20 protein-coding genes are annotated in these 20,162 nt (G+C 62.5%); 5 read left to right on the forward strand and 15 right to left on the reverse strand.

What is annotated here, in order from left to right; all coding sequences use genetic code 11:
• The first annotated feature begins 146 nt into the window (after positions 1 to 146).
• The 4 genes from ACL2XP_RS08055 to ACL2XP_RS08070 are packed head-to-tail and all read left to right on the forward strand — an operon-like array spanning position 147 to position 3,453.
• Positions 147 to 1,175, forward strand: coding sequence for an ABC transporter substrate-binding protein (locus ACL2XP_RS08055; protein ID WP_413738169.1), 1,029 nt, complete (start codon positions 147 to 149; stop codon positions 1,173 to 1,175).
• On the forward strand, positions 1,168 to 1,983 hold the full coding sequence (locus ACL2XP_RS08060) for an ABC transporter permease (RefSeq protein WP_413738170.1): 816 nt from the start codon (positions 1,168 to 1,170) through the stop codon (positions 1,981 to 1,983). Before ACL2XP_RS08055 ends, ACL2XP_RS08060 begins: the two co-directional genes overlap by 8 nt.
• Positions 1,959 to 2,720, forward strand: a complete 762-nt coding sequence (locus ACL2XP_RS08065) for an ABC transporter ATP-binding protein (protein WP_413738171.1) — start codon at positions 1,959 to 1,961, stop codon at positions 2,718 to 2,720. The genes ACL2XP_RS08060 and ACL2XP_RS08065 overlap by 25 nt, the downstream gene beginning before the upstream one ends.
• A gap of 55 nt (positions 2,721 to 2,775) precedes the next feature.
• Positions 2,776 to 3,453: a GntR family transcriptional regulator gene (locus ACL2XP_RS08070; RefSeq protein ID WP_413738173.1), complete on the forward strand. Its 678-nt coding sequence runs from the start codon at positions 2,776 to 2,778 to the stop codon at positions 3,451 to 3,453.
• A 19-nt stretch (positions 3,454 to 3,472) separates the two neighbouring features.
• Here ACL2XP_RS08070 and ACL2XP_RS08075 read toward each other — a convergent pair whose 3' ends face one another.
• The 7 genes from ACL2XP_RS08075 to ACL2XP_RS08105 form a co-directional block, all read right to left on the reverse strand.
• Entirely contained in the window at positions 3,473 to 4,726 is a 1,254-nt protein-coding gene (locus ACL2XP_RS08075; RefSeq protein WP_413738174.1) for a Zn-dependent hydrolase, read from the reverse strand.
• Positions 4,723 to 5,226, reverse strand: coding sequence for an L-2-amino-thiazoline-4-carboxylic acid hydrolase (locus ACL2XP_RS08080; RefSeq protein ID WP_413738175.1), 504 nt, complete (start codon positions 5,224 to 5,226; stop codon positions 4,723 to 4,725). The genes ACL2XP_RS08075 and ACL2XP_RS08080 overlap by 4 nt, the downstream gene beginning before the upstream one ends.
• A 24-nt stretch (positions 5,227 to 5,250) precedes the next feature.
• Positions 5,251 to 6,420: a branched-chain amino acid ABC transporter substrate-binding protein gene (locus ACL2XP_RS08085; RefSeq protein ID WP_413738176.1), complete on the reverse strand. Its 1,170-nt coding sequence runs from the start codon at positions 6,418 to 6,420 to the stop codon at positions 5,251 to 5,253.
• An 85-nt stretch (positions 6,421 to 6,505) separates the two neighbouring features.
• Positions 6,506 to 7,219 carry an ABC transporter ATP-binding protein gene (locus ACL2XP_RS08090; protein ID WP_413738177.1) on the reverse strand — a complete coding sequence of 238 codons (714 nt, stop codon included), beginning with the start codon at positions 7,217 to 7,219 and terminating at the stop codon, positions 6,506 to 6,508.
• Positions 7,212 to 7,982, reverse strand: coding sequence for an ABC transporter ATP-binding protein (locus ACL2XP_RS08095; RefSeq protein WP_413738178.1), 771 nt, complete (start codon positions 7,980 to 7,982; stop codon positions 7,212 to 7,214). Before ACL2XP_RS08095 ends, ACL2XP_RS08090 begins: the two co-directional genes overlap by 8 nt.
• Positions 7,979 to 9,088, reverse strand: a complete 1,110-nt coding sequence (locus ACL2XP_RS08100; protein ID WP_413738179.1) for an ABC transporter permease subunit — start codon at positions 9,086 to 9,088, stop codon at positions 7,979 to 7,981. Before ACL2XP_RS08100 ends, ACL2XP_RS08095 begins: the two co-directional genes overlap by 4 nt.
• Before the next feature lie 26 nt (positions 9,089 to 9,114).
• Positions 9,115 to 10,065, reverse strand: a complete 951-nt coding sequence (locus ACL2XP_RS08105) for a branched-chain amino acid ABC transporter permease (protein ID WP_413738181.1) — start codon at positions 10,063 to 10,065, stop codon at positions 9,115 to 9,117.
• 172 nt (positions 10,066 to 10,237) lie between these two features.
• On the opposite strand from ACL2XP_RS08105, the gene ACL2XP_RS08110 reads away from it, so the two are divergent.
• Complete coding sequence (locus ACL2XP_RS08110; RefSeq protein ID WP_413738182.1) at positions 10,238 to 11,179, forward strand: LysR substrate-binding domain-containing protein; 942 nt, start codon at positions 10,238 to 10,240, stop codon at positions 11,177 to 11,179.
• A 63-nt stretch (positions 11,180 to 11,242) separates the two neighbouring features.
• On the opposite strand, the gene ssuE is transcribed toward ACL2XP_RS08110, so the two are convergent.
• The 8 genes from ssuE to ACL2XP_RS08150 all read right to left on the reverse strand — a co-directional run bounded on the left by ssuE (position 11,243) and on the right by ACL2XP_RS08150 (position 20,161).
• On the reverse strand, positions 11,243 to 11,821 hold the full coding sequence (gene ssuE, locus ACL2XP_RS08115) for an NADPH-dependent FMN reductase (RefSeq protein ID WP_413738184.1): 579 nt from the start codon (positions 11,819 to 11,821) through the stop codon (positions 11,243 to 11,245).
• A gap of 160 nt (positions 11,822 to 11,981) precedes the next feature.
• Complete coding sequence (locus ACL2XP_RS08120) at positions 11,982 to 12,935, reverse strand: ABC transporter substrate-binding protein (protein WP_413738185.1); 954 nt, start codon at positions 12,933 to 12,935, stop codon at positions 11,982 to 11,984.
• A 62-nt stretch (positions 12,936 to 12,997) separates the two neighbouring features.
• A complete protein-coding gene (locus ACL2XP_RS08125) occupies positions 12,998 to 14,182 on the reverse strand; it encodes an acyl-CoA dehydrogenase family protein (RefSeq protein ID WP_413738186.1) in 1,185 nt (394 codons plus the stop codon).
• On the reverse strand, positions 14,179 to 15,555 hold the full coding sequence (locus ACL2XP_RS08130) for an LLM class flavin-dependent oxidoreductase (RefSeq protein ID WP_413738188.1): 1,377 nt from the start codon (positions 15,553 to 15,555) through the stop codon (positions 14,179 to 14,181). Before ACL2XP_RS08130 ends, ACL2XP_RS08125 begins: the two co-directional genes overlap by 4 nt.
• Positions 15,548 to 16,579, reverse strand: a complete 1,032-nt coding sequence (locus tag ACL2XP_RS08135) for a hypothetical protein (RefSeq protein ID WP_413738190.1) — start codon at positions 16,577 to 16,579, stop codon at positions 15,548 to 15,550. Before ACL2XP_RS08135 ends, ACL2XP_RS08130 begins: the two co-directional genes overlap by 8 nt.
• Positions 16,576 to 18,279 (reverse strand): dipeptide ABC transporter ATP-binding protein, encoded by a 1,704-nt coding sequence (locus ACL2XP_RS08140; protein ID WP_413738191.1) that lies wholly within the window; start codon positions 18,277 to 18,279, stop codon positions 16,576 to 16,578. Before ACL2XP_RS08140 ends, ACL2XP_RS08135 begins: the two co-directional genes overlap by 4 nt.
• Positions 18,276 to 19,193, reverse strand: coding sequence for an ABC transporter permease (locus tag ACL2XP_RS08145; RefSeq protein ID WP_413738193.1), 918 nt, complete (start codon positions 19,191 to 19,193; stop codon positions 18,276 to 18,278). The genes ACL2XP_RS08140 and ACL2XP_RS08145 overlap by 4 nt, the downstream gene beginning before the upstream one ends.
• The gene (locus ACL2XP_RS08150) at positions 19,190 to 20,161 is read right to left on the reverse strand and encodes an ABC transporter permease (RefSeq protein ID WP_413738195.1); all 972 of its coding nucleotides are present in this window, start codon (positions 20,159 to 20,161) and stop codon (positions 19,190 to 19,192) included. Before ACL2XP_RS08150 ends, ACL2XP_RS08145 begins: the two co-directional genes overlap by 4 nt.
• Position 20,162: the final 1 nt, after the last annotated feature.

A 20,162-nucleotide genomic window follows, 5' to 3' on the forward strand; every position in this document is an offset into this window, starting at 1 on the left:
GGTTCATACCCTCCGCGCCGTTAGATAAAAACAGACATTGCTTACCCGGAAAAGTTGGTTGGTTAAAGACTGTGCCAACCTTATGCTTAAAATGAATTATGAATTCAATTTTACATTTTGATACATTTATCCAAAGGGGCAATATCATGTTTAAACGGCCATTACTGGGAATGATCATCGCCGGCAGTCTGCTTGGCGCCATGGACGCCTCTGCGACGGCGCTGCCGCTGACCGCGCCGCTGCCGACGGCCGTACCCGCAGGGACGCAGCTTAACGTGGCCGATCAGGATGAAGTGCTGCAGACCCTGTTTAAATCCTCCCACCAGTTGGAAGGTTTGCAAAGCAAAGTGCATTTCGGCAATTTCAGCGATGGCCCCGAAATATTGGAAGCATTTCGCGCCGGGGCCGTCGATGTCGCGGTGGTGGGAGATGCCCCGCCGATCCAGGCCCAGGCCAATGATAACGCGGTACTGATCGTAGGGGTGCAGCAAAATAGCGATAAAGAATATCAGCTGGCCATTGCGCCTAATGCCCATATCGCCAGCCTGGGCGATTTGAAAGGCAAACGCATCGCCAATGCGCCTGGCACCGGCCGGGAAGCCTATACGCTGCGGGTGCTGGATAAGGCGGGTCTGGCGTTGACCGACGTGAAGCTTATCAATCTCCAGACCGGCAATTTCACCGATGCCGTCCGCTCCGATCAAGTGGATGCCGCCGCCCTGAAAGAGCCCAATCTCACTCAGTATGTCAACGCATATAAAGCCAAAGGCGGAACCGTGCTTTCTTCCGAGGCCACCGCCGGCGGCTCAACGGGCTTACGCTATCTGTACGCCCGGCGCAGCGCCGTGGAAGATCCCGCCAAAGCCGCCGCGCTGCGGGAGTTCGTGGCGCATTGGGTCAAAGGCTGGCAGTGGGCCAACGCGCATAGCGAACAATGGGTGGAGAGTTATTACGTGAAAAACCAGGGGCTGAAACCGGCGGAAGGGCGGCTCATCAACCAAATCGCCGGTCCGACCCATTTTCCCCGTATTGATGACCAACTGATAACCACGCAGCAGCATACCGCCGATTTATTGTTTACCGCGGGCAGCATCGCGAAAAAAGTGGACGCCAGGCAGGAGTTTGATGTGCGTTTCGATGGGGTTATCCAGCAGGCGGCGGCCGGCGGTGAGTAGTCTGTTCCCATTCCCCGCCTCTCGCCGTAAGAAAACGCGCCTGGTTCCGGCCAGGCCGCGGTCTTATTACCGCCTCCTTGGCCCGCTGCTGATCCTGGCCGTCTGGCAACTGACCACCACGCTTGGGTGGGTGGATGCCATGACGTTGCCCGCGCCGGAGCGGATTTTCGCGACCTTCCGGCGGTTATTGGAGGACGGCAGGTTAATCCCCAGCCTGGAGGTTTCCGCCTGGCGTTCGGCCATCGCGCTGCTGAGCGGCAGCGTACTGGGCGTTATCCTGGCATTGTGCGCCGGTTTGAGCCGGATGGGCGAGGCGCTGATCGACGGGCCGATGCAAATAAAACGCGCCATTCCTACGCTGGCTATGATCCCGCTATTTATTATTTGGCTGGGGATTGGCGAGGCCACCAAAATCACCATTATCATGTTCAGCGTGCTGATACCGGTCTATATCAATACCCATGCCGGCCTGCGCGGGGTTGATGAACGTTATATAGAACTGGCTGAAACCCTCAAGCTAAGCCGGTGGCTGTTTATCCGCAAGGTGGCGCTGCCCGGCGCCATGCCGGGGTTTTTTACCGGTTTGCGGCTGGCGGTGGCCCATTCCTGGACGTCCCTGGTGGTGGTGGAGCAGATTAACGCCACCAGCGGGATCGGTTATCTCATGACGCGCGCCAGAGCCTATGGCCAAACCGATATCATCATGGTCGGCCTGGTGATTTATGCGCTGTTCGGCCTGGTATCCGATAGCCTGGTAAGGGAAATAGAACGGAGGGTCTTGTCATGGAGAAGAGCGTTGGGCAACTAAGCATCGCCGCCCATGAAGATCGGATCGGGCCGTCGCAGCCCCCGGTGGTGGTGGTCCGGCATCTGGTGCGCAATTTCGGGCCCCGGCGGGTATTAAACGATTTGCAGCTGAGCCTGCGGGCGGGCGAATTCGTCGCGCTGCTGGGCAGGAGCGGATCGGGTAAAAGCACCTTGCTCAAGGCGCTGGCCAACTTGGATAATGATGTCGGCGGAAGCGGCGAATTAACCGTGCCGGCAAATTATTCCGTGGCTTTCCAGGATTCCCGGCTGCTGCCCTGGCTGCGATTGCTGGATAATGTCATTCTGGGTCTGGATGAACCGGATGCGCCGGGCAAGGGCAGGCGGGCCCTGGCCGAAGTGGGGCTGGCCGGCCGCGAGCGCGCCTGGCCAAACGCGCTGTCCGGGGGCGAGCAACAGCGCGCCGCCCTGGCCCGTAGCCTGGCGCGCAAGCCGGAGTTATTATTGGCGGACGAGCCTTTCGGCGCGCTGGACGCGCTGACGCGGATAAATATGCAGGCGTTGCTGCGCCGGCTGTGCGAGGAGCATCGGCCGGCGGTGCTGTTTGTCACTCACGACGTGGAGGAAGCCATCGGCCTGGCCGATCGGGTGATCGTCCTGCAAGACGGCGTTATACATCTGGAACTGCCCATCATCCAAGGCATTACGCTGGCCCGCCACGAAGCGCAATTCAGCGCTTATCGCAAGACATTGCTGGATGCGCTTGGCGTAACGCGCTGAATCATCGGCGCGCCGCTAAACCTTAACCCTATTGATTACTGGTCGGACACTTACCATGAACCATGTTGTTATCCAGCCCGGATCGCTACAGGCCCGCATCAGCCTGCATTATGAAGTCGCCGCGTTAATCCGCGACATGATTTTACGGCATGAACTCAATCCCGGCGATAAAATCGTCGAGCAGGCGCTATGCGATCGTTTTGGCGTGTCGCGCACGCCGGTTCGCGAAGCGATCAAAGTATTGTCCCACGAAGGCATTATCGAATTATTGGCCAACCGTGGCGCGCGGGTGGCCAAAATTACCCCTGACGAGATCGCGGAGCTGTTCCCCATTATCGGCGCGCTAGAGGCGCTGGCGGGGGAGATGGCCTGCCGGCGGCTGAACGACGGCGACCTGGCGCGCATCAGGGCATTACACGACGAGATGGTGGGTTACCACCGGCAAAATAATCATGCGGATTACGCGCGCATAAACCGCGCGATTCACCATAGCTTATTTGAAATAGCCGGCAATCCGGAGCTGCTGGCCATCTACCAGCGGCTCAATATCCGCATCCACGGCGCGCGTTATATCGCACGCAAAAGTCCGGCGCGCTGGCGGCAGGCCATTGAAGAACATGAGCTAATGATCCAGGCGCTGGAGGCCCGCGACGGCGAGCGCTTGGCCGGGATCTTGCGCACCCATTTGCGCCATAAGGCCGAGATGGTGAACGAATCCCTGGCCGGGTTATAAAGCGTTGCCCTGTGCGCGCTCACTGGCCGTCCGCGGGCGGGATGCGCCCCGCCTGCGCCAGCACGGCGTTTAGCAGCACGTCGGCGCCCGCGCTGGCCCACTCCGGCCGGATATCCTCGGCTTCGTTATGGCTGATGCCATCGACGCAGGGAATAAAAATCATGGCGGTGGGGGCGACCCGATTAAGATAACAGGCGTCATGGCCGGCCCCCGACACCATATCCCGGTGGGAATACCCCAATGCCGCCACCGCCTGCCTGACCGAGGCGATACAATCCGCGGCGAACCGCACCGGCGGATAATCGAAAATCCGTTCCACGGCGGTTTGCAGCCCGCCGGCCCCCACCTGCGCTATCGTGGCATGCAGTTCCCGCTCCATCTGTTCCAGCACCTCCTCCCGGGGATGGCGGAATTCCACGCTGAACGTCACTTTGCCCGGCACGACGTTGGGGGAGTTGGGCGCAACGGCGGCCCGGCCCACGGTGGCCCGCGCGTCGGGGCCATGGCGCAGGCCGATGGCGTTGACCGCCTGCACCAGTTGCGCAAAACCCAGCAGCGCGTCGCGGCGGCGATCCATCGGCGTGGTGCCGGCGTGGGCGCTGAAACCCGTCACCTGCGCGGTAAACCAGCGCTGCCCCTGGGCGCCGGTGACAATGCCGATGCTTTTGTGTTCGGCTTCGAGGATCGGGCCTTGCTCGATATGCAATTCAAACGCGGCGTGGATCGGGAAACCCCCCACCGGGTGCGGGCCCGCATAGCCGATGGCCCGCAGGGCGTCCGACAGGGTCACGCCGTCCGGGTCCTGGCGGCCGTGGGCGAACGCCAGATCGAATACCCCGGCGAACACACCCGACGCAAGCATGGCGGGGGCGAAACGCGCGCCTTCCTCGTTGGTCCAGTTGACGACTTCAATGGCGCGCTCGGTCTGGATGCCCGCATCGTTAAGGGTGCGCAGGATTTCAAGCCCGGCCAGCACGCCGTAAATCCCGTCGAAGCGGCCGCCGGTGGGTTGCGAATCCACATGGGAGCCGGTGACCACCGGGGGCAGGTCGGGCCGCGTTCCTTCACGGCGCAGGAACATATTGCCCATGCCATCGACCCGGACCGCGCAGCCCGCCGCCAGCGCCCACGCCTGCAAACGGTCGCGTGCCCGGCGGTCTTCGTCGCTGAGCGCCAGGCGGCATACGCCTCCCTCGGCAATCGCGCCGAACCGGGCCATCTCCGCCAGCGATTGCCATAAGCGCGCGCCGTTGACGGTTAACGGCGCGCTCATGGTTTTTTATCCTCGGCGGGATGATCTGTGACAGCGTAACGAAAATCGCAGCACGGCGCGCCGGACATAATGGTTTGCGTCCGGGTCAGCGCCACCTCCGGCGCGTAGCCCACGATAAATTTGCTGTCCCGCGCGCAGGAGAGCAGGTGGCCGATTTCGCCCAGCCCCATGGCATGATACATCTCGGCATAGCGGCAACGGTGCACATCATAGTCGAAGCGCCGATCGGTGCTGGCGATGACCTTGACCTCCAGCGCGTCGTCTTTTTCCCATAAATACTGCAAGGCGGCGAAGCTCTGGATATCCGCTCCGTTGCGCTCCCGGCGGGCGAATTCCTTGCCCGCTTCAATGGCGGCGTTTTCAATCGCCTCGCCGATCGCGGCCTGGGCGCGGGCCTTGCCGATATCGCGCACCAGGATGTCGTAGATCGGCTTGATGATTTCGGCTTCGATACGCCGGCGGGCCAGGATGCCCAGGTCGTTATTATCTTTGCAGGTCATCGCCTTACTCCTTCTTACACATAATTACTCGGCCGCCGGCGCCGGCTGGCTATTGGCGGCCCCGCCTAAAATAGTCTGCGGCCGCCATTGGCCATTCACGACTTTATATACGGTAAACGAGGGGTTGAGCAGGTTGCCCTGGCCGTCGAAGGCAATCGTGCCGGTGACGCCCTGGTGCTTAATGCCGCGCAGTTTCGGCAGATATTTTTCCGGGTCGATGGAATTCGCCTGCTCGATGGCGTCGATTAATACGCTGGCGGCATCGTAGGCGAACGGCGCATGGAGTTCGATATGGGTGTGATAGCGATCGCGGTAGGCCTGCTCAAAGGCTTTGCCGCCCGGCATGCTGTCCACCGGCAGACCCGGTTCCAGCGCCACCACGCCTTCGCCCTCTTTTTGCGCCAGCGTGAGGAACGTCTGGCTGACAAAGCCCCCCGCGCCCATAAGCGTGGCGGGCATGCCCAGCTGCTTGATGCGGCGCGCCAGGGGCGCGGCCTGGGAATCGACGCCGCCAAAGAAGATCAGATCGGCGTTTTTGCTGCGGATGCTGGTGAGCACGGCGCTGAAATCGACGGTTTTCTCATCGACATATTCGCGATCGACAATCTCCACGCCCTGGCTTTTCAGGGAGTGAATAAACTGATCCGCCAGGCCCTGGCCGAAAGCGGTGCGGTCATCGATAACGGCGATACGCTTGGCCTGCAGGATTTTCACCGCATAGTTGCCCGCATAATTGCCGCCGTCGTCATCATGGCCCATCACGCGGAAACTGGTGTCAAAACCCTGCTGGGTATAGGCATGGCCGGTGGCGACCGGGGCCACCTGCGCAATGCCCGCATCGTGATAAATCCGCGCGGCGGGAATGCTGGTGCCGGTGTTCCAGTGACCGACCACCCCGGCCACGCCGGCGTCCACCAGCCGCTGGGCCACGGCTACCGCGGTGCGCGGGTCGGATTGGTCGTCTTCGGACACCAGCTTGAAAGTGACCGCTTTGCCGTCGATGGTCGGTTTTTTATTATTGGCGTCGGTAATGGCCAGCTGCGCGCCGTTTTCCAAATCCTTGCCGATACGGGCGGAAGGACCGGTAAGCGGGCCGGCCAGGCCAATCAAGACGGTTTCGGCGTCGGCGGCCATTGCGCTAAAGGAGGCCAGAATCAGCGTGGCCAATGTCAGTTGCTTAAATGCCTGGGTCATATCGTTATTCCTTATGGTTTATATCGTTATCTGTGGTTTGCATGGTGCCGTCGCGGTGAGTTCGCCACTCCCGCGGGGTGGCCGGCTACTCACCCAAATAGGCCCGCCGGATTTTTTCATCGTCCAGCAGGGCGGCGGATGCGCCGCCCTGGCTGATGGTTCCGCTGTCCAGCACATAGGCGCGCCGGGTGCTCATTAGCGCCAGGCGGGCGTTTTGCTCCACCAGCAGCAGCGTGACGCCGCGCCGGGCGAGGGTATTAATCACCGCGAAAATCGCCTCCACCATAATCGGGGCCAGCCCCATGGACGGTTCGTCCATGATCAGCAGGCGCGGTTTGCCGAGCAGGGCGCGGCCCATGGCCAGCATTTGCTGTTCGCCGCCGGAAAGCAGCCCGGCCTGCTGGTCCAGCCGCTCGCGCAGGCGTGGGAACACCTCGAACAATTCATCCATTTCCTGCCTGACCGCTCCGGCGTCGCGCCGCAGGTAGGCGCCGATTTGCAGGTTTTCCAACACGGTCATGCGGGCGAAAATGCCGCGCCCCTCCGGCACCATCACCAGCCCCCGCCGCAACAGCCGGTATGCCGGCACGCCGCGGATGGACCGGCCGGCAAACAGGATCTCGCCGGTAAAGGATTGCAGGCCGGTAATGGCGCGCAGGGTCGAAGTCTTGCCCGCGCCGTTGGCGCCGATAAGCGTCACCTGCTCCCCTTCGGCCACCGCGAAGTCGATGCCTTTCACCGCCTGGATGCCGCCGTAGGACACCGTAAGCCGTTTAACGGCCAGCAGGGCGTCATTCATGGGCGTCCCCTCCCAGATACGCGTGGATTACCGCCGGTTCCCGGCGCACGGTTTTAGGCGTCCCTTCGGCTATCACTTTGCCGTAATTGAGCACGGTCAGGCGATCGCACAGGCCCATGACCAATTTGACGTCGTGCTCGATGAGCAGCAGGGTTTTGCCGTCGTCGCGGATGCGCAACAGCAACTGGCGCAGTTCGACTTTTTCCGCCGCATTCATCCCGGCGGCGGGTTCGTCCAGGGCCAGCAGCTTGGGTTCGGTGGCCAGCGCCCGGGCAATTTCCAGCCGGCGCTGATGGCCATAGGAGAGATCGCCGGCCCGGTAGCGGGCGAAGCGCTCAATGCCCACATATTCCAGCAGCCGGTAGGCCCGTTCGTGGGTGTCCGCTTCTTCTTGCCGCGCCCGTTTATGCCGGCTGATGGCCGCCCATAAGCCGTTGCGGGTACGCACATGCCGGCCGACCATGACGTTTTCATGCACGCTCATGTCATTGAATAAGCGCAGGTTCTGAAAGGTGCGGGCGATGCCCGCCTCGGTCACCTTTTCAATGGCGTGCGGCTGGTAGGGCTTATCCGCCAGCGTGAATTCCCCGCCGTCGGCCCGGTACAGGCCGGTAATCAAGTTAAAGCAGGTGGTTTTGCCCGCGCCGTTGGGGCCAATCAGGCCATAGATCTCCCCCGGCTGGATGGACAGGTCGATGCCGTCGACGGCGGCCAGCCCGCCGAAGCGTTTACTGACGTTGCGCAGGGTAAGCAGCGCTTTCATGGTTGATTTTCCCGGTGATGGCGCGCCGGCCACAGGCCGGACGGGCGATAGAGCATGACCAGGATCAGCGCCAGGCCGTAAAACAGCTGGCGGATAATTTCGGGGTCGATAATGACCTGGCCAAAGAGCGCCTGTTGCAGCGGGCCGGTGCTGGAGCGCAAAAATTCGGGCAGCGCGCTAAGCAGCAGCGCGCCGAGGATCACCCCCGGAATGTGGCCCATACCGCCGAGCACCACCATGGCCAGCACCGCGATCGACTCCTGCAGCGAGAAGGATTCCGGCGAAACGAACCCCTGGAACGCCGCAAACAGCGCCCCGGCGACGCCGCCGAAAACAGCGCCCATGGCAAAGGCCAGTAGCTTGAAATTGCGGGTATTGATGCCCATCGCCCGGGCGGCATCCTCATCTTCGCGGATGGCGGTCCAGGCGCGCCCGACCCGGGATTGCTGCAACCGGATGCAGACAAACACAATCAGCACGATCAGCGCGGCAAACAGATAGTAATAGAGATATAACGATGAAAAGCGCAGGCCGAGCCAGTGATGCATGCCGGAAAATTTCAGGCCGAACAGCGAGACGGGATCGATACCCGAAATGCCCTTGGGGCCGTTGGTAATATTCACCGGCCGATCGAGATTGCGCATCAGGATGCGGATAATTTCGCCAAAGCCCAGCGTCACAATCGCCAGATAATCCCCCCGCAGACGCAGGGTCGGCGCGCCGAGCAAAATGCCGCACACCGCCGCCAGCAGCGCGGCCAGGGGGATAATAAGCAACACCGGCAGGTGCAAACCCTGGGGAAACCACGCCAATAGCAGCGGAAATTGCGTGACCAAATGCGGCGAGGAGAGCAGGGCGGCAAGATAGGCGCCGACGGCGTAAAAGGCGATAAAGCCCATATCCAGCAGCCCGGTGAAACCCACCACGATATTCAGGCCCAGCGCCAGCATGATATACAGCAGGGCGAAATCCGCCACCCGCACCCAGTAATTGCCGCCGGCCGAGCCGATCAGCCACGGCGCCAGCAGCAGGCCGATGGCGAATAGCCACATGCCCAGATGCGCGCGCCGGCTGGCGGTCGGCAGAAAGGAAGTCATTAAGCTCATAGCCGTTTCCTGTTTACCACGCGTTACTACGCGCGATTGGCGACCCGTTCGCCCAATAAGCCGGACGGCCGGAAGACCAGTACGGCAATCAGCACCAGGAAGGCGAAGATATCCTGATAATTGCTGCCGAAATTGCCCCCGGTCAGCGCGCCCAGATAACCGGCCCCCAGGGATTCAATCAAGCCCAGCAGCATGCCGCCGAGCATGGCGCCGCGAATATTGCCGATACCGCCCAGCACCGCCGCGGTAAAGGCTTTGATGCCCGGCAGGAAACCCATCGAAAAATTGGCGTTGCCATAATTACTGGCCATCATCACCCCGGCCAGGGCGGCGAACATGCCGCCGATGGCGAAGGTCAGGGTAATAATGCGATTGGGATTGATGCCCATCAGGCTTGCGACCTGCGGGTTTTCGGCGGTGGCGCGCATGGCGCGGCCAAAACGGGTATATTCGATCAATAGCAGTAGACCGGCCATCACCACCAGCGCGGCCGCCACGGTAGCGATGCCGGTGCCGGTAATGACCGCCGGCGCATGGCCGGCGTCACCCCGGGTCAGCTTAATCGGGTCCATGGGCAGCAGTTGCGGAAACATCAGCGGGTTACGCGACCAGACCATCATCGCCACGGTTTGCAACAGCAGCGATACGCCGATGCCGCTAATCAGCGGCGCCAGGCGCGGCGCGTGGCGCAACCGGCGATAGGCCAGGCGCTCGATGGCCATTGCCGCGACGGCGCATACCGCCATCGACAGCAGCAGCGCCGGCACCAGCACGCCGTACACCGACAGGCCGGGAAAATGCCGCTGCAAAAACACCATGGTCGACAACGCGCTGAGCGCGCCCACCATTAATAAATCGCCGTGGGCGAAATTAATGATGCGCAGGATGCCGTAAACCATGGTGTAGCCGAGCGCCACCAGCGCGTAGATGCTGCCCAGCATCAATCCATTAATCACTTGCTGAATAAATGTATCCATAAAGCGGCCGTTCCAAAATAACCCGATGCAGCAGCACATACTAATCATTTAGTTTAATTTGTGAAATACGGATAAATCATTGCTTATACTCAAAACGTTTGTTTCTAATTACATGTTTTTACTATAAATTAAAAATATGACTATTACGGTTATCAAATAAATTAATCAATATATGAATAAAACAGAACAATATCAGGATGCAGGGCCCGCCAGCGGACCGCTGGCGTTATTACCCAACGATCCCCCGCTGCGGGCGGTGCGGGCTTTTGAAGCCATCGCCCGCCTGGGCAGCGTGACGGCGGCGGCCAAAGAACTGGCGATTTCCCCCTCGGCGGTCAGCCACCAGCTCCGGCTGCTGGAACTGTTTTTGCAAACACCGCTTACCGAACGGCAGGGGCGCAATTTAGCGTTGCGGACCGAAGGCCGGGAATATTACCGGTCGATCCGCTCCGCGTTTTCGGTGCTGCGCCAGGCTACGGAGCATGTGCGCGAGCAGTCGGCCGGCCGCCAGGTGACCATCAGCCTGATTCCGCTGTTCGGCATGGGGTGGTTTATCCCGCGCCTGCGCGGTTTTTTACGGGAACATGCGGATATCGATATTAATGTGCTCTACGCCAATCACCGCAACTATCCGAGCGATGCGGCGGATATTTCCATCCGTTTCGGCGTCGGGCAATGGGCGGGATACCGCAGCGAGAAGTTAATGTCCGGGCGCATGATCCCGGTATGCAGCCGGGATTTCATGCGGCTGCACGGGGTGATTGATACGCCGGAGCAATTGATGGCCCTGCCCCTGCTGCACGATGAAGAACGCAGCACCTGGCCGCAGTGGTTCCAGGCGGCCGGGGTGAAACGACCGGTGCGCGGTACCGGGCCGATGTTCGAGGACGGCCTGCTGACGCTGGCGGGCGTGCAGGCGGGGCTGGGGTGCGCCCTGATGCGCGAACCCTTGATCGCCGCCTATTTGCGCAGCGGTGAATTAGTAAAGCTCTTTGATCGGCCCATTGATGACGGCCGGGATTATTATCTGTGCGTGCGGCAAGACACCGAGCTGTCGGCGGAAGGGGCCAGCTTGCAGCGTTGGCTGCAAAATGAAGCCGGGGAAAGCGTATGAACCGGGCCGCCGCCGGCGCCGAAAACGGCGGGTTTTCCGGCGCCGGACGCGATAACGCCGCGGTCAGTTGCTCGGTATGGTCGCCCGCTGCGACGTTTCGGCGGCGTTAAACTGCGCCTGCCGTTCCAGCGCGCGGGCAAACGTGCCCAAGGATTCCGTCAGCCGGGTCTCCAGGATGGGCGATAATAGCGGATCGCGATCGTAGTGGGTTATCTGGCTGTCCTCGGCGAAAATGCCGTGCAGGATTTCCTGGGCTTTCAAGGCATTAAGCACCGGCTTGAGCGCATAATCCAGCGCCAGCATATGGCCGATGGTGCCGCCGGTCGCCACCGGCAGCACGACTTTATGTTCAAACGCGCGCTCCGGCAGCAGATCGAGCAGGGTTTTCAAGGCGCCGGCAAAGGACGCCTTATAAACCGGGGTGCTGATAATAATGCCGTCGGCCTCGGCCAACTGCTCGTTGAATACTTTCAGCGCGGGGCTGTCAAAGCGGGCGTAAAGCAGATCTTCCGGACTGAAATTAAATAAATTCCAGGGTATGACGTTAATGCCTTGTCGCTCCAGCCAACGCTGCGCGAGGGTAAGCAGCGCCGTCGATCTTGAAGGAAAACGCGGGCTGCCGGCCAAGGTGATAACATTCATTACGGCTCCTAGGGAATTAACGCTGTTTTAATCCAGTACTGTATTAAACATTCATACTGATAACGGATGTAATAGGGATCGATTAAGCAAACCGCCTCATTTACCTGCAAAAGTATGTTATGGCCTAAATCCAGCGTTGAAAAATATCAATTATTGCTTTCTATAGCTGAAAAGCACCGGTAGCGGGCAAATCCGGCGCCCCATCCTCCGGCGCCCGGGCGCTGGGCCGCGGCTGGTAACGCAGATCCAGCACCTCGTCCCGGGATAACCGCCGGGGCGTGGAGCCGATGCGGTATTGCAGGTCGAGCGCCCGCTCCAGGCCGGGGATATCGATTTGTCCGTCGAAATGAAAATAGGGCCATTCATGCTTGATGGAGTTGCGGGCGATTTCCTCGTCGACGTTATGCAATTTGCGGTAAAAAGCGATCCATTCATCCGGATTTCGCCACACGTAATGCGCGGTTTGCCGGATGATTTCGAGCACATCGCGCAGCAGGTCCGGCTCGCGCTCGATAAAATCCTGGCCGGCGATCTGTATGCTCCACTGGATGGACGGAACATCGGCAAGCTTTTGCGGGGCGCCCCAGGAGCGGGCTACGCCGCTGCGTTCGCCCAGGGAAAGATAGGGTTCGCCCGACAGCAGCCCCGCGATCTCCCCGGCAGCCAGCAGTTCCAGCTGTTTATCGATATCCCCGCCGAGATGCCGGAACGTCACGTCCCGATCCGGATCGACCCCGTTTTGCGCCAAAATATCGCGCAGGTACCAATAACCGCAGCTGCCGCGGGATAACGCCGCGACGGTTTTACCCTTGAAATCGCGCCAGTGGCGGATATCGGCGCGCGTGAGCAGAAAAAAAGCCAGTCCGCGATCCAGGGAGCTGCCGACGATGCGAATCCGTTTGCCTTCGCCGATGGCCGTCAGTCCCGGCGGCGTACCGACTTCGCCGATATGCACCGCGCCGCTTTCGACGGCGGCGGCCATTTCGGGGCCGCCGAAGACGTTTTGCACCGTTAAATCAATGCCTTCGCGGGCGAAGAAACCGGCCTGGGCGCCGAAGCGGCTCAAAACGGCGGCATGCTTGGTGACCGCGCCATAGATAAGAGAACGTGACATGCTGGATACCTCGTTATGAAAAAAAAATCATGCCATGCCGCCGGCTAAGGGGGCCGGCGGTTTCAGGCCGGCGAGCCGCCGCGGTTGACGATGGCGGCCACGTCTCCCGGCAAATTGCCGTTGAGATAAAAGTCGCCCACATAAAATTGCCGCCAGCGTACGGGATCATGCAGCGAATGCGTGCGCACGTTGCGCCACAGGCGGTCAAGCCCGCGGTGTTCATCGTTCACCGACGATACGCGGAAATGCGCGATTTCATTGGCGATGGCCGGCGACAGTTCGTAGGACAGGCTTTTGGCCTCATCGGTGGCGATAAAGGCTTTGGCGGCCGCCGCCGCCGCGGGCACGGCGGCGGACAGCACCGCATCCACCTGCCGCGCCGCGCGAATCACCAGACTCCTGGCGGCGCGCACCCGCGCGGCAAACTCCCCGAGCCGGGCCAGATCGCTGTCGGTTAATACGCCGTGCTCCCCCAAAATGCGCGCCGCGGCCCGCAGGGCGCCTTCGGCGGCGCCGGTTTCGATGGCGGCGTGAATCAGCTGATTGCCGGCGAACTGCGCGACCAGTATGGCGGGATCGCCGCGGCCGCGGTCCACCACCTGGGCGGCGGGCACCCATACATCGTTTATCAGGGTGGTTCCGCTAAAAGTGCCGCGCTGGCCGAAGGCATCCCAATCGGCCAGGATATCCAGCCCCGGGTGGTCGCGCTCGATGTAGGCGGTCAGTATCCGTCCGTCGGCGGCCTTGCCGAACACCGGCACCCACTGCGCGGTAAGCGCGCCGGTGGAAAAAAATTTCCGGCCGTTGAGGCGAAAACCATCCCCTTCGGCCAGGATGGTGGTGGCGATATCCCGCCGCGACGGCCTGCCAGGTTCCGCCAGCGCATTGCCAAAGCGCGCGCCGCCCAGCACCTGGGCATAAAAATAAGCGCGGGTGGCGGGCTCGGCCACCAGCAGCGTATCGACAAAATCGAAATGGTTTTGCGGTATCTGGGTCAGGGACGTATCGACGGCGGCCAGGATCAGAATCACTTCGATCAGCGTCTCGGTCGGCACGCCCGCGCCGCCAAACTCCCGCGGCACCGTGATGGCCAGCAGCCCGGAACGCGCCAGCGCCTTAAGTTCGTCCACGGGAATACGGCGCTGCGCATCGATTTGCGCCGCGCTGCGCGCCCAAATCAACGCCAGTTCCCCGGCCGCCGCGATGGCTTCCTCCGGCGAGGCGATAACCCGCACCGGCGCGGTCATAGGGCCACCTCCCAGAGTCCGTTATTGCCCTCGTCGGGCCGGGCGGGCAGGGATTCGCCGGCGAATGCGCTTGGCGGCCGGGGCAGGGCGTAATGCTCGCGCAGCGTGCTGCCGCTATACTCGCGCCTGAACAGGCCGCGCTGTTGCAGTTCGGGCACCACCAGATCGACAAAGGACTCCAGGCCGGACGGAAAGACATCGCACATGATATTAAAGCCGTCGGCCGCCCCTTCGTTCACCCAATGCTCCATGGTATCGGCGATTTGCCGCGGGCTGCCGACCACCAGCCGATGCGCGCCGCCGCCGCGGGCGATGATATCGCGCACCGTCAGCGCCTGATTGCGGGCCAGCGACAGCGTCGCTTCGACAAAGCCCCGCGTGCCCATGTAATTCTCCACCTGTGCGAGCAATTTTTCGGGAAAGGGCCGGTCGAGATCGAGTTCGGCGGCGTCCAGCCCCAGTTGCCCGGCGAAACGCGCCAACAGGCTGTCTTCGCCCGCCAATTCATCCAGCGCCTTGCGCCTTTGCCGGGCTTCGGCTTCGGTGGCCGCCACGATCACAAACAGCCCCGGCAGGATGCTGATGGCCGCCGGATCGCGGCCATATGCCGCCGCCCGGCGTTTGACATCGGCGTAATAGGCTTTAGCCTCGTCCAGGTCCTGCTGCACGCTGAATACCGCTTCGGCATAGCGCGCCGCCAAATCCCTTCCCTGTTCCGAACTGCCGGCCTGCACCAGTACCGGCCTGCCTTGCGGCGAGCGGGGGATTTGCAGCGGGCCGGTCACGGAAAAATGGGCCCGGTTGTGGTTGATGGCGTGGATTTTGGCGGGATCGGCGAACTGTCCCGCCGCGCGATCGAGCACCAGCGCGTCGTCTTCCCAGCTGTCCCACAGCGCTTGCACCACATCCACAAACTCCGCGGCGCGGGCGTAGCGGTCCGCATGCTTGGGCAGATTACGCGCGCCAAAATTGCCGGCGGCGCGTTCGTCATAGGTGGTGACGACATTCCAGCCGACGCGGCCATGGGAGACGTGATCGAGGGAGGAGAAGGTGCGCGCAATATTATAAGGGTGCGAAAAGGTGGTCGACGCGGTGGCGATAAAACCGATGCGCCGCGTCGCCGCCGCCATGCCGGCGACAATCACCGCCGGGTCGAGCGCCCAGCTGGGGTTGGTCTTGGGATCGAAGGCGATGGCCAGCGCATCGGCCAGGAATACGGCATCCAGTTTGCCCCGTTCGGCGATTTGGGCAATCCGCTGATAGTGTTCGATCTGGATATAGCCCAGCGGGTTGCCCAGCGGCGAGCGCCAGCTGGCGCCGTGGGAACCGGAGCTGAGGATATTGACGTTGATATGCATCTGTTTGTTACTCATAGTATTTCTCCCGTTGGAGATTAACCACCAGATCGCGACCGATAACTTCCGCGGGCCAGTAAGGGGGGTGGGTTACCCCATGGGCGGTAAAATCGCGCCAGAACACATCAAAGCCATAGTGCTGGCTGGTGGCGCCGGCGCCGAGCAGCTCCAGCGTACCGTTGATAATCGCCCGTCCCGCCAGGGCGGCGAAAGTGCGCGCGGCCGCCACCGCGTCCCTGGCCTGGCGGCGATGCGCGGCGTCGTCCGCTGAACCGGCGGCGGCGGCGACCGCGCCGCGGGCCTGCGCCAGCAATTCTTCCAGGGCGTGCCGGGTGGCGACATATTCGCCATAGCGCCGGACCAGGTGGGGATCGCTGGTGGCCTTGTCCAGCGCCTGCCCTTGCCAGGGCCGGGTGCGGGTAGTCAGATGCACATGCGCCGCCGAGGAGAATTCGTGCAAAATGCCGTAATCCAGCGCGGCATGCAGCAGTTCCTCCACCAATACGGCGCGGTCCAGGGCGGATTGCCAGCGATGGGCGTCCACTTTCTCAAACGCGGTAAACGGCTGCGGTTGCGTAATGGCTATTTCGGCGATCCGAAAGCCGTCGCGGCCGAAAATCGGCTCGCCATGACGGATGGCGGCGGCATTCAGCGCGACGATATATCCCCCGTTGGCGGCCTCTTTATCCCGCACCAGGGCGATGGCTCCGCCGTCGGCGTGCGGGCCGGCGCGAAACCGCTGCCAGCCGTGGATCTCCAGCCGTTCCCCGCTCGCCGCGGCGGCCAATGCGCCGTCGGGTAAACGGGTATCCCCCGGCGGGGCCGGCCATGACCATCCGGCAATCTGCCGGTCATCGGGCAATTGCAGGCCCAGCACCCGGCGCGCAATGATGTCATTGATTTGGCGCACGGCGGCGGCCGGATCGGCCGCGGCGGTTAGCGCCACCTCCTGGCAAGCCTCATGGATATCGAGCGCGGCCGCGGAGGCGGGGCGAAAAAAATGCGCAGGGCGCCCCACGGGCAAGTCCGGTCTTTCGGTCATAATGGGGTCCTCGCGGCCCTGCCGGGGATGGAGGCCAGCAGCAGCCGCGTGTATTCGTGGCGTGGGTGGGTGAAAATATCGTCAACGGGGCCGGACTCGACGATGCGGCCTGCTTTCATGACGACGACGCGGTCGGCCATTTGCCTGACCACGGCCAGATCGTGGGTAATAAACAGGTAACTCAGGCCGTGGGAGGCCTGCAGGCTGGCCAGCAAATCCAGGATTTGCGCCTGGATCGACACATCCAGCGCTGAAACCGGTTCATCGCAGATCAATAGGGCGGGTTCCGGGGCCAGCGCCCGGGCGATGGCCACCCGCTGCAACTGGCCGCCGGACAGCTCCGCCGGATAACGGCCGAGCAGCGGCTGCGGCAGGCCGACTTGCTCCATCAGCTCCCGGATGCGCCGGCGCCGGCGGGTTTTATCGCCCAATCCGAAGCCGATCAGCGGCTCGCCGATCAGATCGGCTACCGTAAACCGCGGATCGAACGACGCCACGGGGTTTTGGTAGATAGGCTGCACCAGGCGGCGCATTCGCCTGATGCCGGCCCGGTCCAGGCGGCGGATGTCGACGCCTTCAAACCAGACGCTGCCGCTATCGGGCGCCGTCAGGCCCAGGGCGATGCGCGCGCTGGTGGATTTTCCCGAACCGGATTCGCCCACTACCGCCAGCGTCTTGCCCTGGGGCACATCCAGGCTGACGTCGTCCACCGCCTGCACCCGATGCTCGCCCCTGGCGCCGCGATCTGAAACAAAAGCATGGGATACGCCCCGCAGCGCCAGCAGCGGTGCGCCGGCGGGCGCAGGCGCTTGCTGCGCCGGCTGTGGCGCGGGACGGCGGCGCGCCGACAGGCCGGGAGCGTTGGCGAGCAGTTGCCGGGTATAGTCGTGCCGCGGCCGCGTCATGATTTGCAGCGCGCCGCCTTGTTCGACAATCTTGCCTTCCTTTAACACAATAATGCGATCCGCCCTGTCGGCCGCCACGCCAAGATCGTGGGTAATAAGCAGCATCGCCATGCCGGTGTCGGCCACCAGGGCGTCGATATCGTCCAGGATGGCCTTTTGCACCGTGACATCCAGCGCCGTGGTCGGCTCGTCGGCCACGATCAGTTTTGGCCCCGGACCGATGGCCGCGGCGATCAGGACGCGTTGGCGCATGCCGCCGGACAGCTCGTGGGGAAATTGCCGCGCCCGGACCGCCGGGTCCGGGATATGAACCCGCGCGAGCAGCGCGACCACCTTGTCGTCGATTTCGCCGCGATCCAGCAGGCGATGGATGACCAACGGTTCCGCCACCTGCCTGCCGATGCGGTGCAGCGGGTTCAATGCCGTCATCGGGTCCTGGGGTATCCACCCGGCGTCCCGGCCGCGAATGCCATTGGCCGCCCGTTCGTCAAGTCCCTTCGATCCGTGTCCGGCCAATGCGTGTCCGGCTAACGTAATAGAACCGCGGCTAATCCGCGCCGTATCGGGCAACATCCCCAGGGCGGACAGCGCCAGCGTGCTTTTACCCGACCCGGATTCCCCCACCAGCGCGACGACTTCCCCCGGCGCCACATCGAAGGACACGCCGCGGATGGCCGGGAATACCTGGCCGCGCGCCGCATAGTCGATATGCAGATCCTGGATGCGCAGGACGGCGTCCGGCGATAGCGTCGCAGCGGTCTGGTCCGCGCGGATATCGGATGATTGCTGCGTCATAAATTAATTACCCTGCGTCCCGCCAAGGCTTGGGCGACGCGGTTGGCGGCCAATACGGTCAGTAAAATCACCAGTCCGGGCAGGGCGGTCAGCCACCAGGCCGTGGTCATATAATCGCGGCCGCCGGCCACTAGCTGCCCCCATTCAGGGGTGGGCGGCGGCGGGCCGAATCCCAGGAAACTCAATGCGGAAACGCTCAGGATGGCCCAGCCCAGTTCAAGCGTGGCCAGTACGATCACCGGGCCCAGCGCGTTGGGGATAATATGTTTAACCAGCACCCGGCCCTGGCTGATACCGGCGAATAATGCGGCTTCCACATAGGCGGTGGAGCGGATGCCGAGCACCTGGGAGCGGGTGACGCGGGCGAACCCGGCGATGCTGCCGATGCCCACCGCGATGGCGATATTGACCATGCCGAACCCCAGGGCGTTGATGATGGCCAGCGAAATCAAAATCATGGGCACCGAGAGCAGGACGTCCATCAGCCGCATGAGAACATCGTCCACCCAGCGGCCCACGTATCCGGCGAACAGGCCGATGGCGCAGCCCGCGGCCATGCCGACGCCGACGGCCAGCACGACGGCCTGCAGGGATTGCCGCGTGCCGTAAACCACCCGCGCATACAGATCGCGGCCCATATGGTCGGTGCCGAAAAAATGCTCCAGGCTGGGGGGCTTGAGCCGGGCGCCTCCCTGGCCGCGGATCGGGTTGTAGGCCGTCAGGACGTCGGGAAACAGGGCCGCGAAAAAGACGGCCAGCAGCACCAGGATCGCCACGCACAGTCCAGGCTGGGCAACGATGGCGCGGGCCAAGGCCGAACCCGGACGGCGGTAAGCGCCGCCGTATGCCGCGGCGGCCGGGGGCGCATCGGACGGGCTGCGCCCGGCGGTATCCGACAAAGAAAGATTGCTCATAGGGTAGGGCCCATTATTTTCGGCCGGCGCACGCCGATTTCAATGCGCGGGTCGATAAACGGATAAAGAATGTCCACCAGGAGGTTGGCGATGACAAACACCGTCGCGGCGAACAATACCGCCACCAGCACGATGGGCGTATCCTGGAACAGCACGGCCTTGACCGTCAGCAGGCCGATGCCGGAACGGGAAAACACCGTCTCGACCACCACCGAACCGGCGATCAGATTGCCGGTGGTCATGCCCAGCGCCGTCACCACCGGGATAACGGCATTGCGCAGCGCGTGGCTTAGCAGGCGGCGCAGCCGGCTGGCGCCGTGCCCTTTCGCCGTGATGATGTAGGCGGACGGCAAAATAGCGTTCAGGCTGCGCGACAGGATTTGCGCAATAAGCGCGGCGGTGGGGATGGCCAGTACGGTTGCCGGTAGCACCAGGCTGGCCAGCCCGTCATTGCCCATGCCCGGCAGCCATTTGAACTCAAACGAGAATATTTGCAGGAAAATCAGCCCAATCCAGAACGAGGGTATCGATACGCCCACCACGGGCAGCCATGATACGACGGCGCGCACCGCGGACGAACGCGTATAGGCCCCCAGCAATGCGATGCCGCTACCCAGCGCCAGGCCCAGCAACAGCGCCAGCGCGGCCAGTTTGAGCGTCTCGGGGATGCCCGTGGCGAACATCCGCAGCGCGTCCTGTCCGGTTTGGACCGATACGCCGAAGTCGCCGTGCAGCGCATGCCATAATGCCCGGATATACTGCTGCCAGGCCGGGCGGTCCAGGCCCATATCGGCACGCATTTTGGCCAGCGCCTCCACTGAGAAACCGCTGCCGCCGGCGCCGAGGTTCATTTTGCTCAGCGCGGCATCTCCCGGCAGGATATACAACAGCAGGAAAGCGGCGGTAAAGGTCGCCCAGAGTACGCCGACGGCGTGCGCCACCCGTTTCAAGATAAAAGGCGTCATCATA

This window comes from Sodalis sp. RH21, assembly GCF_047324175.1.
GTDB lineage: Bacteria > Pseudomonadota > Gammaproteobacteria > Enterobacterales > Enterobacteriaceae > Acerihabitans.

Coding starts and splice junctions, on each gene's coding strand:
- ACL2XP_RS08055 (WP_413738169.1), top strand. CDS start 147: ATGTTTAAACGGCCATTACTGGGAATGATCATCGCCGGCAGTCTGCTT.
- ACL2XP_RS08065 (WP_413738171.1), top strand. CDS start 1,959: ATGGAGAAGAGCGTTGGGCAACTAAGCATCGCCGCCCATGAAGATCGG.
- ACL2XP_RS08070 (WP_413738173.1), top strand. CDS start 2,776: ATGAACCATGTTGTTATCCAGCCCGGATCGCTACAGGCCCGCATCAGC.
- ACL2XP_RS08075 (WP_413738174.1), bottom strand. CDS start 4,726: ATGAGCGCGCCGTTAACCGTCAACGGCGCGCGCTTATGGCAATCGCTG.
- ACL2XP_RS08080 (WP_413738175.1), bottom strand. CDS start 5,226: ATGACCTGCAAAGATAATAACGACCTGGGCATCCTGGCCCGCCGGCGT.
- ACL2XP_RS08085 (WP_413738176.1), bottom strand. CDS start 6,420: ATGACCCAGGCATTTAAGCAACTGACATTGGCCACGCTGATTCTGGCC.
- ACL2XP_RS08090 (WP_413738177.1), bottom strand. CDS start 7,219: ATGAATGACGCCCTGCTGGCCGTTAAACGGCTTACGGTGTCCTACGGC.
- ACL2XP_RS08095 (WP_413738178.1), bottom strand. CDS start 7,982: ATGAAAGCGCTGCTTACCCTGCGCAACGTCAGTAAACGCTTCGGCGGG.
- ACL2XP_RS08100 (WP_413738179.1), bottom strand. CDS start 9,088: ATGAGCTTAATGACTTCCTTTCTGCCGACCGCCAGCCGGCGCGCGCAT.
- ACL2XP_RS08105 (WP_413738181.1), bottom strand. CDS start 10,065: ATGGATACATTTATTCAGCAAGTGATTAATGGATTGATGCTGGGCAGC.
- ACL2XP_RS08110 (WP_413738182.1), top strand. CDS start 10,238: ATGAATAAAACAGAACAATATCAGGATGCAGGGCCCGCCAGCGGACCG.
- ssuE (WP_413738184.1), bottom strand. CDS start 11,821: ATGAATGTTATCACCTTGGCCGGCAGCCCGCGTTTTCCTTCAAGATCG.
- ACL2XP_RS08120 (WP_413738185.1), bottom strand. CDS start 12,935: ATGTCACGTTCTCTTATCTATGGCGCGGTCACCAAGCATGCCGCCGTT.
- ACL2XP_RS08125 (WP_413738186.1), bottom strand. CDS start 14,182: ATGACCGCGCCGGTGCGGGTTATCGCCTCGCCGGAGGAAGCCATCGCG.
- ACL2XP_RS08130 (WP_413738188.1), bottom strand. CDS start 15,555: ATGAGTAACAAACAGATGCATATCAACGTCAATATCCTCAGCTCCGGT.
- ACL2XP_RS08135 (WP_413738190.1), bottom strand. CDS start 16,579: ATGACCGAAAGACCGGACTTGCCCGTGGGGCGCCCTGCGCATTTTTTT.
- ACL2XP_RS08140 (WP_413738191.1), bottom strand. CDS start 18,279: ATGACGCAGCAATCATCCGATATCCGCGCGGACCAGACCGCTGCGACG.
- ACL2XP_RS08145 (WP_413738193.1), bottom strand. CDS start 19,193: ATGAGCAATCTTTCTTTGTCGGATACCGCCGGGCGCAGCCCGTCCGAT.
- ACL2XP_RS08150 (WP_413738195.1), bottom strand. CDS start 20,161: ATGATGACGCCTTTTATCTTGAAACGGGTGGCGCACGCCGTCGGCGTA.